Source organism: uncultured Endozoicomonas sp. (genome assembly GCF_947495845.1).
Taxonomy (GTDB): Bacteria; Pseudomonadota; Gammaproteobacteria; order Pseudomonadales; family Endozoicomonadaceae; genus Endozoicomonas.
Window position 1 is genome coordinate 304,529 of sequence record NZ_CANMAO010000001.1, and the last position, 13,318, is coordinate 317,846.

Sequence of the window (13,318 nt, forward strand, 5' to 3'; positions counted from 1 at the left end):
GATGATTACGCCTCGGCCGCAGCTTCTGTCGCATCTTCATTGGCCAGCTGATCAAAGTTCGGCCAGTATTTTTCCAGCAGGCTCTGCTTCATCAGAGTTTCTTCAGGGCCGAAACATTCAGCCATGGTCTCCCAACAGTGATCCAGTGCTTTTTCCAGAGGCATAACGGCATCCAGAGACATGAAGCGTTGCTTGAACAGCTTACCGAACTTGATGGTTTTCAAGTCGTAGTTGGACAGTTCAAACGCCATCGCCTGCTTCTGCGCCGCGTTCACGGAATCAGAGTAGAAACGGATCATGGTGTTCATGATGGCCGGATGATCTTCACGGGTTTCTTTACCCTGAACCATCTGCTTTAGACGGGAGAGGGAACCGAATGGATCCAAATGACCTTCGTGAAGGTAGAACTGACCTTCGGTGATGTAACCGGTGTTGTCCGGAACCGGGTGGGTTACGTCGTTACCCGGCATGGTGGTTACTGCCAGAATGGTAACGGAACCCGCACCTTTAAAGTCGCAGGCTTTTTCGTAGCGACGAGCCAGCTGCGAATACAGATCACCCATATAGCCACGGTTCGCCGGGATCTTGTCCATGGCGACACCAATCTCTTTCATGGCGTCGGCGTAGGAAGTCATGTCGGTCAGCAGAACCAGAACTTTTTTGGATTCTTCCACCGCAAAATGCTCTGCCACCGCCAGCGCCATATCCGGCGTCAGCAGACGTTCAACCGTCGGGTCGGAGGCCAGGTTGGTGAACATAACGGTACGAGCGGAGACGCCTGCTTCTTCAAAGGTTGTACGGAAGAAGTGGTAATCGTCGAAGATCAGACCCATGCCGCCAAATACGACGACGTCCGCCTCAGCTTCGATAGCGATACGGGCGAGGAAGCGGTTATAAGGCTCACCGGCAACGGAGAAAATAGGGATTTTCTGGGATTCCACCAACGTGTTGAACACGTCGATCATGGGAACGTTGGTACGCACCATGCGGGACGCTAATACACGACGAACCGGGTTTACAGAAGGACCATCGATCTCGACTTTCGGATCTTGTTCCAGCGCAGGGCCGCCATCGATGGGCTCACCGGCTCCGTTGAAAATTCGACCCAGAACATTGGGCGAGTAGGTGGTCTTCATGGCCTGACCGAGGAAGCAGACAGAAGCACCGGTGGACAGACCTTTGGTACCAGTGAAGACCTGCAGAGACACTTCTTCATGGTCGATCTTGATGATCTGTGCCATGGAGTAGGTTTGCCCATCCTGCTCAATCAGCGCCAGGTCACCGTAGTTGGCCTGTGCAGTACCTTCAGCCAGATTCGGTACATGGACACGAATCAGGTCACCAACAATGCTGAGAATGTTGGTGTATCGCAATAGACTCTGGGGCATTACTGCTCCTCTATTTTGCCGGGAAAATACGAAGGGCTGTCCATGATCTTTTGCAAGCTGCAACCGGTGATAAAGCACCCCTGTTTTTCAGTTTTCCTCGTTGCATAGCACCACTATGCGCCTCCAAAAACTGAAAAGCAGACGAGCTTTCTCTCCGCTTTCGCTAATCGCAAATGATCATGGACAACCCCGGGGGCGTGGATCAGGCTCAGGAAGGCTACTTTTTCAGGTGTTGTTTAAAACAGTGTAGAAAAAGCATCAGAAAGGCATCGGAGAAATAACATTCATCGAATGTCGTATTTCGGATGTTGATCTGAACCTTACGGCTATATCCAGACCTCCTGCTAAAAAACTTTCCATAGTAGATAGTAGTCAATTCCGCACAGTTTGCAGGTGCGCCGCTATCTTGATAGTTAATGTCAGACGTCTGTTGACGCCTGATATGAAAAAAGAATCGATTGTAGAGTCAGCACACCCGGCTGTAACTGACACAGGTCATTTTTTGCGCCGTATTTCGAGGCTATGAGCTACCCGCTAAAGTCTCCACCATCACCGCTTTTATGGTGTGCATCCGGTTCTCTGCCTGATCAAATACGATGGACGCGTCAGACTCAAAAACGTCCTCCGTCACCTCCAGCCCATTCATGCCGTATTTGTCGGCCACTTCTTTACCGATGGTGGTTTCATCGTTATGGAAAGCGGGCAGGCAGTGAAGAAAGCGCACATTCGGGTTACCGGTTTTCTTCAATAGCGCGGCATTAACTTGATAAGGCGTCATCAGTTTTACCCGCTCATCCCACGCTGCGGTTGGTTCTCCCATAGAGACCCAGACATCGGTGTACAAAAAGTCGCAATCGGCAACGGCATCTTCTACAGACTCGGTAACCGTGATTTTCGCGCCTGTTTGGCTGGCAATGGCCAGACATTGCTGAACCAGCCCATCGTCTGGCAAATAATCCGCCGGTGCGGCGATGCGAAAATCCACACCCATTTTGGCGGAGCCAACCATCAGGGAGTTGGCAACATTATTTCGACCATCACCCAGATAGCAGAGTTTCATCTCGCTGAGTTTACGACCATTGCCGTGTTCCAGCATGGTCAGAAAATCGGCCAGCAACTGAGTTGGGTGCCAATCATCAGTAAGGCCATTCCAGACAGGCACACCAGAGAACTCCGCCAGATCTTCTACGTGTTGCTGTAAATGTCCGCGGAACTCAATGCCGTCGTACATTCTGCCTAATACACGAGCAGTGTCTTTGACAGTCTCTTTAGAGCCCATCTGGGAACCGCCACCGATGTAGGTGACATTGGCTCCCTGATCAAAACTGGCCACTTCAAAGGCGCAACGGGTTCGAGTGGACGCCTTTTCAAAAATCAGAGCAATATTCCGACCTTTCAGAAATTGCTGTTCAGTACCGGCACGTTTGGCTGCTTTCAGTTCCGCAGCACGTTCCAGCAGCTGCTGGATCTCTTCTGACGTGAAGTCCAGAAGTTTGAGAAATGAACGGTTCAGCAAGCTCGATGTCATAGGTGTTTCCTGATAGAAGACTATTTTTTCTTGTTGGTAGGCTATCTATATAGAAGGTGTGCTTAATTTATACGCACCCTCATTGTGAAAACCATCTTCCATAGACCGGTTAATGCTGTCCACTCCAATATCGAATTTTATTTGGTATAAGGCCAGTTCGTGATACTACGGATCGGTTTACGTATTAGTGCTAGGGGGCGTTCCCAACTGTTCGTTCGACCAGTTGATCACACAAGCACTCAGGCAAGGCGAAGCCCGCAGAACATGGTTGCTCCATGTTCAAGGGGTTCAACGCGGCATGAGTGCTTGTGTGATCAACCCGAAGGGCCGTCCATGGTTTTCGCCATGCAGCGTTACTCACTGCTTATGTGGAATAACCACACTGCGCAGCTCGTGCCTCGCCTGGCGAAAATCATGGACGGCTGGTCGCACGCACAGTTAGGAACGCCCCCTTGTCATTCAGTCAATGAATGTGGCGATCTGATCTAGAGATTTTCTCTGTATATCAGGTACTTCCACGTTCTCAACAGGATGCCCAACCACCACCAAAAGGTAAGGTTTTTCGTTGTCAGGGCGTTTTAAAAGAGTTTGTAAAAACTTCATGGGGCTGGGCGTGTGGGTCAGCGTTGCCAGCCCGGAAAGGTGTAATGAGGTGAGCAACATGCCGCAGGCAATGCCCACAGATTCTGGCATGTAGTAGTTTTTGTGCTTGACGCCTTCTTCATCCACGGTGTTCTTTTCCAGAAAAACGGCAACCAACCAGGGGGCGGTTTCCAGAAAACATTTATTGGCATCGGTGCCAAAAGGCTCCAGATCTTTTAACCAGCTGTCGGAAGCGCGGCCACCATAGAATGCACGTTCTTCTTCTTCAGCGGCTTCACGGACTTGGCGTTTCACTTCTGGGTCAGAAATGGCTACGAAATGCCAGGGTTGTTTGTTGGCGCCGCTGGGAGCAGAGCCCGCTGCTTTTATAGCGTTTTCAATGATTTCTCGAGGTACTGGCTTATCTGAGAATTCCCTCACCGTCCGGCGTTTAGTGATTCTTTGAGAAAAAGTTCGTGCACTATCCAGCATTTGTTCTTCATTCTGTAGCTGGAAGTCGAGGGGCACTGTTTTCATGTACATACTCCTGCACCTATCACTATCAACAGGCTTTACCGCTTTTCTTTTTATGTCGACTTAAGATTCTAGCACGACACCGAATCCGAAAGTTTGTTGTTCTGGTATATATAGTATCTGCCGTCTACTTTTATGGGGATCTCTAGCATTTTCTTTTCTGCTTTTCAGTTTTTCGCCAGCCCGCCTGGTGTTGACTGAATCCACCAGGAGTCAGTGATGAAGTTAACCAAACGGGCATGGCCTGTGCTCATTATTTCTGATCAATTTGATGCCAAAAATGATGAGGGGGTTCGGCTCAGAGAACTGACCGATAAGCTTAAAGAGCTTCATGCTCTGAAAGTTTACCCATCCTATAACTACGAAGATGGTGCCGAGATTTTTGCATCACGGTCGGATTTGGCAGCCGTTATTATTGACTGGGATATGGTGGTTACCGACACCTCCGAATCCATGAAACCAGAAGAGTTATTGGAATGTATACGACGCCGTAACAAACAGATTCCTATTCTATTGATGACCGATCGATTGGCCATGGCCAGTATGCCAACCAGTGTGCTGGAAATCATTACCGATACGCTGTGGAAAAACTCCGACACGGTGGAGTTTCATGCAGGCCGAATTGATACTTTTGTCATGGATTATATCACCAGCATACACCCGGCGTTTTTTGGTGCGCTGGTGAAGTATGCCCATGAGTACAAGTATGCCTGGCATACCCCGGGTCATATGGGAGGGGAAGGTTTTCTCCACAGCCCGGCAGGCCATGCTATGTACAATTTTTTTGGTGAGAACGTGTTTCGGGCAGATCTCTCCATTTCTGTGCCGGAGCTGGGCTCTCTTTTAGATCACTCCGGTGTGGTTGGCGATGCAGAACAAAACTCGGCCAGAGTCTTTGGTGCGGATTACACCTATTATGTGCTGAATGGTACATCGAACGTAAACCAGATTATCTGGCGCAGTCAGCTGGTGCGGGACGACATTGCCTTTGTGGATCGAAACTGCCACAAATCCCTGAATTACTCCATGGTGATTACGGATGCCTACCCTGTGTATATGGTGCCCCGCCGTAATAAACGAGGAATTATCGGCCCATGTCGTTTATCAGAGTTCTCCAGTGATTCTATTCAGGAAAAGATTCAGGCGAATCCGTTGATACCAGCAAAGTTAAAAAAACAACCGGTGAAAATGTCGGCGCTCACCAACTCTACTTATGATGGTATTTGTTATAACGTCATCAATATAAAACAGCAGCTTCAGCGCAGTGTTGAAAACTTGCATTTTGATGAGGCGTGGTATGCCTACGCACGGTTTCATCCGATCTATAAAGATCACTTCGGTATGTCGGATGATGACAAAAACAGTGATCACCCTCCTATATTCTGCTCTCACTCTACCCACAAGTTGCTGACCGCCTTTTCTCAGGCTTCCATGTTGCATATCCGTAATGGCAGCAAGGTGACGATTAATCCCGATGAGATGAACGAGTCCTACATGATGCATGGCTCGACCTCACCACAATACAGCATGATTGCCTCACTGGATGTGGCCACCAAAATGATGGAAGACAATGGCTTTGCATTGTTGGATGACATCATTTTGGAAGCGATTGAACTGCGTCAGAAAGTCACTCGAATTTCCCGGGAGATGAAGCTGGAGAAGAGCTGGTTTTTTGAAATGTGGCAGCCCAGAATCGTAAATTACGAAGGCAGTGAAACCGCGTTTGAAAATGTGCCAGCGGAATACCTGGCGGCGAACCAGCATCCGTGGGTATTCAGTAAGAAAAACAACTGGCATGGCTTTCATGAAATGGAAGACGACTATGCCATGCTGGATCCCATTAAACTGACGTTTATTACACCGGGGCTGGATGATGAAGGGAACCTGAGTGACGAGGGCATTCCCGCATCCATTGTGTCGGACTATCTCATTAAACACGGGATAGTGTGTGAAAAATCCGACTATTACTCCTTCCTCCTGTTGAATTCTCTTGGCACTACTCGGGCGAAACAATGTTCTTTGCTGACGGCGCTCCTGCAATTCAAACTGCTCTATGATGAAAATGCACCCCTTGAGCAGGCGCTGCCAAAATTGGTAAATGATTATCCGGAGCGTTATCAGGGCGTTGGTTTAAAAGATCATTGCAATGAGATCCACCGTTATTTCAAGAAGCATGAAATATTGGACAAAATGCAGGATGCTTTTCAGGTTATCCCCGACCCGGCAATGAAACCTGCAGAGGCCTATCATCATGTGGTTAAGAAACAAGTGGAGTATGTCGAACTTGAAGCCATGATGGGGCGGGTGCCGGCGGTCATGATTGTGCCTTACCCGCCGGGCATTCCCATTATGATGGGCGGTGAAGCCATGAACGACAAAGCTCGCCCAATTTATGACTACCTGATAGCTCGACAGCAATTTGAAAACCTGTTTCCCGGTTATGAGAGTGATGTACACGGTGTAGAGCGTGTGGAACGAAACGGGAAATCCTACTTTCAAACCCTTTGTGTAAAAGAGTAACTCGGCTGAGCTCGGGAGGGCCATTGCTATGTCTGGTGAAAATGCTCAGCCAAACAGCGAAGCGAAAAAGCTGGGGATGATCGGAGCGACGTTTCTCATCATTTCCAGCCTTGCCGGCAGCGGTGTGATCGCACTACCGCAACAATTGGCTTTTACCGGTTCTATAACACTGGTGTCGTTTATTTTGGTCACCATCGGTGCATTATTTCTAACGCTGGTTTATGTGCGGGCAGGGGATAGGTTTGACGATCCCAGTCCGACGGCGCTGGCAACGTCGATCAGTCCGATTATTGGTGCCCAGTGTGGGTTCTTTTATGTCTATGGCAACCTGATTTCCAATGTGTCGATTCTTATAGCAGGGCTTGGTTACCTGGCCATGTTTATCCCTGAATTGAATGATCCGATTGTGCTTGGGGTGACGATTATTGTTTTGATCTGGGTATTTGTGGCGTTGTCCTTGCGGGGCATCGGCATCATCTCCCAAGTGGTATCCATTACCGTTACTCTGTTGTTAATTGCGGTGGCTTTGACCAGTGTCTTAGGGTGGTTTGAGTTCAACCCCGGGCAGTTTAAACAGAACTGGAATGTGTCGGGAGAAGGGGATGGCTCTGCCATCATGGCCGGTTTTGCCATTCTCATTTTTTCTTATGTGGGCGTAGAGAGTGTGGCCACCAATGCAGCCCAAATCAAAAATCCTCATAAAGTGGTGCCTGTTGCGACTATTATCGGTTTTTTAGTGGTGGCTGTGTTTTACATTCTTTCCACCACCGTGATGGAGGGCATGTTTTCTGCCAAAGATATTCAGGAAGCGCCCGCCTCTTTTGCTTTGTCCATGGAGAAAATCACCCACTCTCCGTCCGTTGGGCAGATTGTGTCTCTGGTGATGTCTGTGGCTTGTATAGCCAGTTTTATTGTCTGGGGGCTGAATTCCGTAAGTGCCGCCAAAACCAGTGCGGATAATGGTTTTCTTCCCAAGGCTTATACCCACGTGAACCGCTTTAATATACCGGCAAAGGGGTTGGTGATTAATGGCGTTATCATGACCGTGATGGAAGTGGTGCTGATGTTGATGGGCAGTAATATTGCGGAAGCGTTCAATGTTTCGGTGACAATATCAGTGCTGTTGTTGCTGTTTCCGTATTTTTGGTCTGGCATGGCACTGATCAAGCAAGACCGGATGGAGAAGAAGATTTCCAAGTCCAACCTGTTCATTGTTACGGTCTCGTCTGTTTTCATTATTTCCGCTTTTGCGTCAGCCAACGTTGAGGAGTTGCTGATTGTACTGGGCATGGCGCTAGTGGTGCCTGGTATCTATGCCGTGCTGATGAATACCCAGGTAGTACAAGTGGATGAGGAATAGACTCACATTTTGTGCCAGAATAAGAAGCTGTTGCTGGGAGATCCCCAGCCATTGGGAACCATCCTGCTGAGTGATCATACATGCGCAAACTGAAAAATATTCCTTTTGAAGAGCTCACTGCGGGGGCAAAAGATGCTTCTCTGACCAGAACCCTGACAGAAGAAGATCTGCTGTTATTCGCTAAAGTCTCTGGCGACACCAACCCGGTTCATCTGGATGAGTCGTTTGCGGCAACTACTCAGTTTGAAGGGCGCATCGCCCATGGTATGTGGACTGCCTCGTTAATTTCCTGTGCACTGGCAACACGATTGCCAGGACCCGGTGGCATCTACCTCGGACAGGAGCTAAAATTCCTGCGCCCCGTGAAAGTCGGGGATACTGTAACCGTCGAACTGGAAGTGCTGGAAATCAATGAAAGACGACAGCGTGCAACGGTATCCACAAACGTTGTTAATCAGGACGGTAAAACAGTAGTGAAGGGTAAGGCTGAAATTATGCCGTCTTCCGGCGATGTCGAGGTGGATGAATACCCATTGCCCGATGTGGAACTGAAGCCTGCCCGATAAGTTGATCTCAGATCGCAGCCTGACAGGGATTGTCAGGTACAGAATATAGAACAATAGACGTACGGCGACTGTTCTGGAATCGTCTCCGTTAACATGCAGATAAACGAAAGCAGGCAACTATGACAATAACATCCTTTCACCCTCCCAGAAGAACATTGATGGGCCCAGGTCCTTCCGACGTTCACCCACGAATTACTGAGGCGCTGTCCCGCCCGACTATCGGTCATTTGGATCCTGAGTTCATCCGCATGATGGATGAATTGAAAGCGTTAATTCAGTTTGCTTATAAAACCAATAACCGTCTGACGTTGCCTATTTCCGCTCCGGGCTCTGCCGGGATGGAAGCTTGTTTTGCCAATCTGGTGGATGAAGGCGATAAAGTGATTGTCTGTATCAACGGTGTGTTTGGCGGTCGTATGAAAGAGAACGTTGAGCGCATGGGCGGTACGGCAGTGGTCGTTGAATCCGACTGGGGCAGAGCGGTTGATCCTACTGCTGTTGAAGAAGCCCTCAAGGCGAATGCCGACGCGAAAATTCTGGCGTTTGTTCATGCGGAAACATCCACCGGTGCTCGCTCTGATGCCAAGGTGCTTTGTGATCTGGCCAGAAAATACGATTGCCTGAGCATTGTTGATGCAGTGACCTCTCTGGCTGGCTCTGAGCTGGAAGTGGATGAATGGGGTGTTGATGCTATTTATTCCGGTTCCCAGAAGTGTCTTTCCTGTGTGCCAGGCCTTTCTCCGGTGAGCTTTAGTGAGGCGGCTATCAAGAAAATTGAAAGCCGCAAGACCAAAGTCAGAAGCTGGTTTTTGGATATGAATCTGGTGATGGGTTATTGGGGCGGTGAAGGTAAGCGTGCATACCACCATACGGCGCCGGTCAATCAGTTGTATGCGCTGCATGAAGCGCTGTGTCTGCTGCAAGATGAAGGATTGGATAACAGCTGGCAGCGCCATCAATTGCATCATAATGCGCTGGTCGCCGGTTTAGCCGCCATGGGGCTGGAAATGCTGGTGCCTGAAAGTGAACGTCTGGCGCAGTTGAATGCGGTGGTGATTCCTGAAGGTGTGGATGATCTTGCTGTACGACAGCAGTTGTTGAAAGAGTACAATCTGGAAATCGGTGCCGGTCTCGGTGCTTTTGCCGGAAAAGTATGGCGTATTGGTTTGATGGGCTATGCAGCCAGCCAGACGAATGTTCTGAACTGCCTTTCCGCGTTGGAGTCCGCGCTGTTGAGTCAGGGGCACTCCTTTACTCCGGGGCTGGCTGTTAAGGCGGCTAATGACGTTTATGGCGGTTAGCGTTTGATAAAGCCGTTGAGTCACCACCAAAAGCCAGCTTATAAAAAGCTGGCTTTTTTGTTTAAGGGTATGGTTCTTTAAAGAGTAAGCAGTTGGCCATTTGGAATCGAATATTTCTGGCTTATTGACCAGGTTCTCTGCAAGGCGCAACGTCGGGAGCATAGCGAGCTATGTGACCAGAGTTGCAACGCAGTCAGAGAGCCTGATCAATGAGTCAGAAAATATGATTTCAGGTGGTTAACTACTTAAAGTCTGTTATCCAGGGATTTGGAATGAGTACAAAAATAATCTGTGTGTCTGGCGGCTTTGATCCCGTTCATGTGGGGCATCTTCGGATGATGGAGGCAGCATCGCAATATGGAGAACTAGTCGTCATAGTAAACTCCGACGATTGGTTGCTGCGAAAGAAAGGTTATGTGTTTATGCCCTTTGGTGAGCGTTGCGAATTATTAAGAGGGCTTGGCTGCGTTTCCCGGGTTGTTGGCGTTGATGACTCTGATGGTTCTGTCATTAATGCACTTGAGCATCTCAAACCCGATTATTTTGCCAATGGCGGAGATCGGCAAACCAGCAATACGCCGGAAGTTGAGTTATGCCGATCCCTCGGTATAAGCATGCTTTGGAATATTGGTGGCGATAAAGTTCAAAGCTCATCGGAGCTTGTGAATACGCTAAGCCAGCTACCTTGAGAATTTGAGGAAGCAGAAGTTCGAATGTTCATAATATGGCATCAGCGTGTAAAAAATTATGAACATTCCGGAGTGATTTGATAAGCTTCTTTCATTCGGCTTGCTCTGAACATACGCTAAACCGTGCTGGCATTCAGGCTGTAGCAGTTGCACATCCGATCAGTAACAATAATAAAGAAAACAGGTAGTGCCATGACCCAGAAAATCCCTCTATTTATCAATGGCGAGTTTGTCACCAGTGAAAGCTCGCAATCTATTCCTGTAATCAACCCGGCTACACAGGAGCAGTTGGCGGAGCTGCCTTTTGCTTCTGAACGCGAGATGACCGCAGCCGTTGAAGGGGCAAAAGCAGCTTTCAAAACCTGGCGAAAGGTGCCGGTATCCGAGCGTGCTCGTTTAATGATGCGCTACTGTGCACTGTTGAAAGAGCATCATGATGAACTGGGTGAACTGATTTCCAAGGATATGGGCAAAACCTTTGCTGATGCCAAGGGCGATGTGTGGCGGGGGATTGAAGTCGTAGAACAGGCTGCCAATATTCCTTCATCCATGATGGGAGAGACGGTAGAAAATGTGGCGAGCAATATTGATACCTACAGTTATCATCAGCCGTTAGGTGTTTGCGTGGGCATCGCGCCGTTCAACTTCCCGGCGATGATTCCGTTGTGGATGTTCCCGCTTTCTATTGCTGCGGGGAACACCTTTATCTTGAAACCGTCTGAGCAGGTTCCGCTGACAGTAATGCGCATGGTGGAACTGTTCGAAGAAGCGGGCGCCCCCAAAGGCGTGTTGCAAATTGTTCACGGTGGCAAGGAGCAGGTGGATTTCCTATTAAAGCATCCTGATACCAAAGCCGTGTCGTTTGTTGGTTCGGTGCCTGTCGGCGAATACATCTACAAAACCGCCACCGAAAATATGAAACGTGCCCAGTGCATGGCGGGCGCTAAAAACCACATGGTCATCATGCCGGATGCGGACAAAGGTCGTGTGTTGAATGGTCTGGTGGGTGCTGCGGTTGGTGCCGCTGGTCAGCGTTGCATGGCGATTAGCGTTGCCGTGTTCGTGGGCGACAGCAAAGAGTGGATTAATGAACTGAAAGACCAGTTTTCTCTGGTTCGCCCGGGCGCATGGGATGATCCTGAAGCAGGCTATGGGCCGGTAATTTCGGTTCCTGCAAAAGAAAGAATTCTTGGTTTGATCGCCAAAGGGAAAGAGGAAGCAAACTGTTTGCTGGATGGCAGTGATTGTACGGTTGAAGGTTTGCCCGATGGTAACTGGATTGGCCCAACACTGTTTACTGATGTCACTACCGATATGACCATTTACAAGGAAGAAATTTTTGGTCCGGTGCTTTGCTGTATCACAGTGGATACGTTAGCCGATGCGCTTGAGGTGGTGAATAGCAGCCCATACGGTAATGGTACTTCTATTTATACCAGTTCCGGTGCTGCTGCGCGTAAGTATCAGTATGAAGTGGAAGTGGGTCAGGTTGGAGTGAATGTTCCCATTCCTGTGCCTCTTCCGTTTTTCTCATTCACCGGTTGGAAAGGGTCGTTTATGGGCGATCTGCATGCCTATGGTAAGCAGGCGGTGCGTTTTTATACTGAGACTAAGACGATTACTTCACGTTGGAATTATGATGAAGAGGCTATTTTGCTTGATGGTCAGCCCAATCTGACTATTAATTTGAAATAAGTAGCTAAAGCTCAGGCTATGAAGCTTGATATTTTTGATACGAAAGCCCTGCAAAAGCAGGGTTTTTGTTATAAGTCTTGATCTTCTTAAACGGATAGGTTGTTTTTTGGCAATACGCTACCCCTGATGGGAACTATTATTTGATCGGTTGATCAGATGATTAAGTTGCACTCTCAATATGCAAGCAAGTGTTGGTGCAGGGTGTTTTATGACGGTGGGGGGTTAGTTGTGATGATCGCAAATGGGACTGGTGGTATAGCTACAAGCTTGACCAATTATGATAATAGTATCGTTAATGAGGATCGCTCTATTGCAACACGCTCTAGCCATAGACCTTTTTTTTCAGGTTCGTCGGCTAGAGCTTTTAATGTCGCTGAAGTCAAAAAGAATTCTATTAAACCAGCGCTTTCTAACCTTAAGCTTTCAAGCCTGACAGAGCAACAGATTACATCGCGTCTAGTAAAGTTGAGAGAGTCTATTTCTAGTTTTAATAACATCAGGGAAAATGAGAAATGCTTAACAGTGAAAAGGCTAAACTCTTGCTTTGATATTATAACAGGACTTGAAAAATTACAGAATGAGTATGAGATGGCCGTGATCAAAAGGCATAACATGTTATCAAACTTGTTGCCCAGATTGTTCAACAACGGTATTTTTCAAAGTACAGTGGAAGAGTTTGTAAAAAAAGAAAATACAGTAGTTGGGAAGATGGAAATATATGACGCTATCCTCAAAAATAAAGAAATATTCGATCCTTGGCATCTTAAGGATTTAAGTGCTGCGATTGAATTGTCGGATATGGAAGTAAATCCTGCAAAAGATCGTGTGGAGTTTTGCAAAAAACTATCAAGTCATGTCAATGCAACTGAAGCAAGAGGCGCCTTAAGAGAGGGCGCGCTTAAAGAAGGCTTAGAGCTTAGGCTGACAGAGGTATCTGACATAATAAACTATGTTGGCAATAATATAATTAAGCCTGCCAATCCTGATAAAGCGTAGAAGTGTTTGGTTATGATGTAGTGGGTATTATTTTGGTTGGTTGGATAGCAGGTGTTGAAGAAAACTTAGCATTTATAATGGAACTACTCTCGGGATAACGTACATTCTTACTTTTTATGTATAATCTGCCGCAGTGTAAAGGAGTCTGATTTTGCGGGG

General features: G+C 48.0%; 10 protein-coding genes. 7 read left to right on the top strand and 3 right to left on the bottom strand.

Annotation, left to right across the window (positions count from 1 at the left end):
• Nucleotides 1–5: 5 nt before the first annotated feature.
• The 3 genes from Q1B11_RS01315 to Q1B11_RS01325 form a co-directional block, all read right to left on the bottom strand.
• Nucleotides 6–1,388 carry a V-type ATP synthase subunit B gene (locus Q1B11_RS01315; protein ID WP_299726178.1) on the bottom strand — a complete coding sequence of 461 codons (1,383 nt, stop codon included), beginning with the start codon at nucleotides 1,386–1,388 and terminating at the stop codon, nucleotides 6–8.
• A gap of 520 nt (nucleotides 1,389–1,908) precedes the next feature.
• Entirely contained in the window at nucleotides 1,909–2,916 is a 1,008-nt protein-coding gene (argF, locus tag Q1B11_RS01320; protein WP_299726180.1) for an ornithine carbamoyltransferase, read from the bottom strand.
• 459 nt (nucleotides 2,917–3,375) lie between these two features.
• Nucleotides 3,376–4,035, bottom strand: a complete 660-nt coding sequence (locus tag Q1B11_RS01325; protein ID WP_299726182.1) for a nitroreductase family protein — start codon at nucleotides 4,033–4,035, stop codon at nucleotides 3,376–3,378.
• Nucleotides 4,036–4,251: 216 nt separating this feature from the next.
• Between Q1B11_RS01325 and Q1B11_RS01330 the strand changes: the two genes are divergently transcribed.
• The 7 genes from Q1B11_RS01330 (at nucleotide 4,252) to Q1B11_RS01360 (ending at nucleotide 13,159) form a co-directional block, all read left to right on the top strand.
• Entirely contained in the window at nucleotides 4,252–6,552 is a 2,301-nt protein-coding gene (locus tag Q1B11_RS01330; protein WP_299726184.1) for an Orn/Lys/Arg decarboxylase N-terminal domain-containing protein, read from the top strand.
• Between the two features lie 28 nt (nucleotides 6,553–6,580).
• Entirely contained in the window at nucleotides 6,581–7,912 is a 1,332-nt protein-coding gene (locus Q1B11_RS01335; RefSeq protein WP_299726186.1) for an amino acid permease, read from the top strand.
• Between the two features lie 80 nt (nucleotides 7,913–7,992).
• Complete coding sequence (locus tag Q1B11_RS01340) at nucleotides 7,993–8,478, top strand: MaoC family dehydratase (RefSeq protein WP_299726188.1); 486 nt, start codon at nucleotides 7,993–7,995, stop codon at nucleotides 8,476–8,478.
• Nucleotides 8,479–8,597: 119 nt separating this feature from the next.
• The gene (locus tag Q1B11_RS01345) at nucleotides 8,598–9,779 is read left to right on the top strand and encodes an alanine--glyoxylate aminotransferase family protein (RefSeq protein ID WP_299726190.1); all 1,182 of its coding nucleotides are present in this window, start codon (nucleotides 8,598–8,600) and stop codon (nucleotides 9,777–9,779) included.
• Between the two features lie 272 nt (nucleotides 9,780–10,051).
• Nucleotides 10,052–10,468, top strand: coding sequence for an adenylyltransferase/cytidyltransferase family protein (locus Q1B11_RS01350; RefSeq protein WP_299726192.1), 417 nt, complete (start codon nucleotides 10,052–10,054; stop codon nucleotides 10,466–10,468).
• A 192-nt stretch (nucleotides 10,469–10,660) separates the two neighbouring features.
• Entirely contained in the window at nucleotides 10,661–12,163 is a 1,503-nt protein-coding gene (locus tag Q1B11_RS01355) for a CoA-acylating methylmalonate-semialdehyde dehydrogenase (RefSeq protein WP_299726194.1), read from the top strand.
• 156 nt (nucleotides 12,164–12,319) lie between these two features.
• Entirely contained in the window at nucleotides 12,320–13,159 is an 840-nt protein-coding gene (locus Q1B11_RS01360) for a hypothetical protein (RefSeq protein ID WP_299726196.1), read from the top strand.
• The last annotated feature ends 159 nt before the right edge of the window (nucleotides 13,160–13,318 follow it).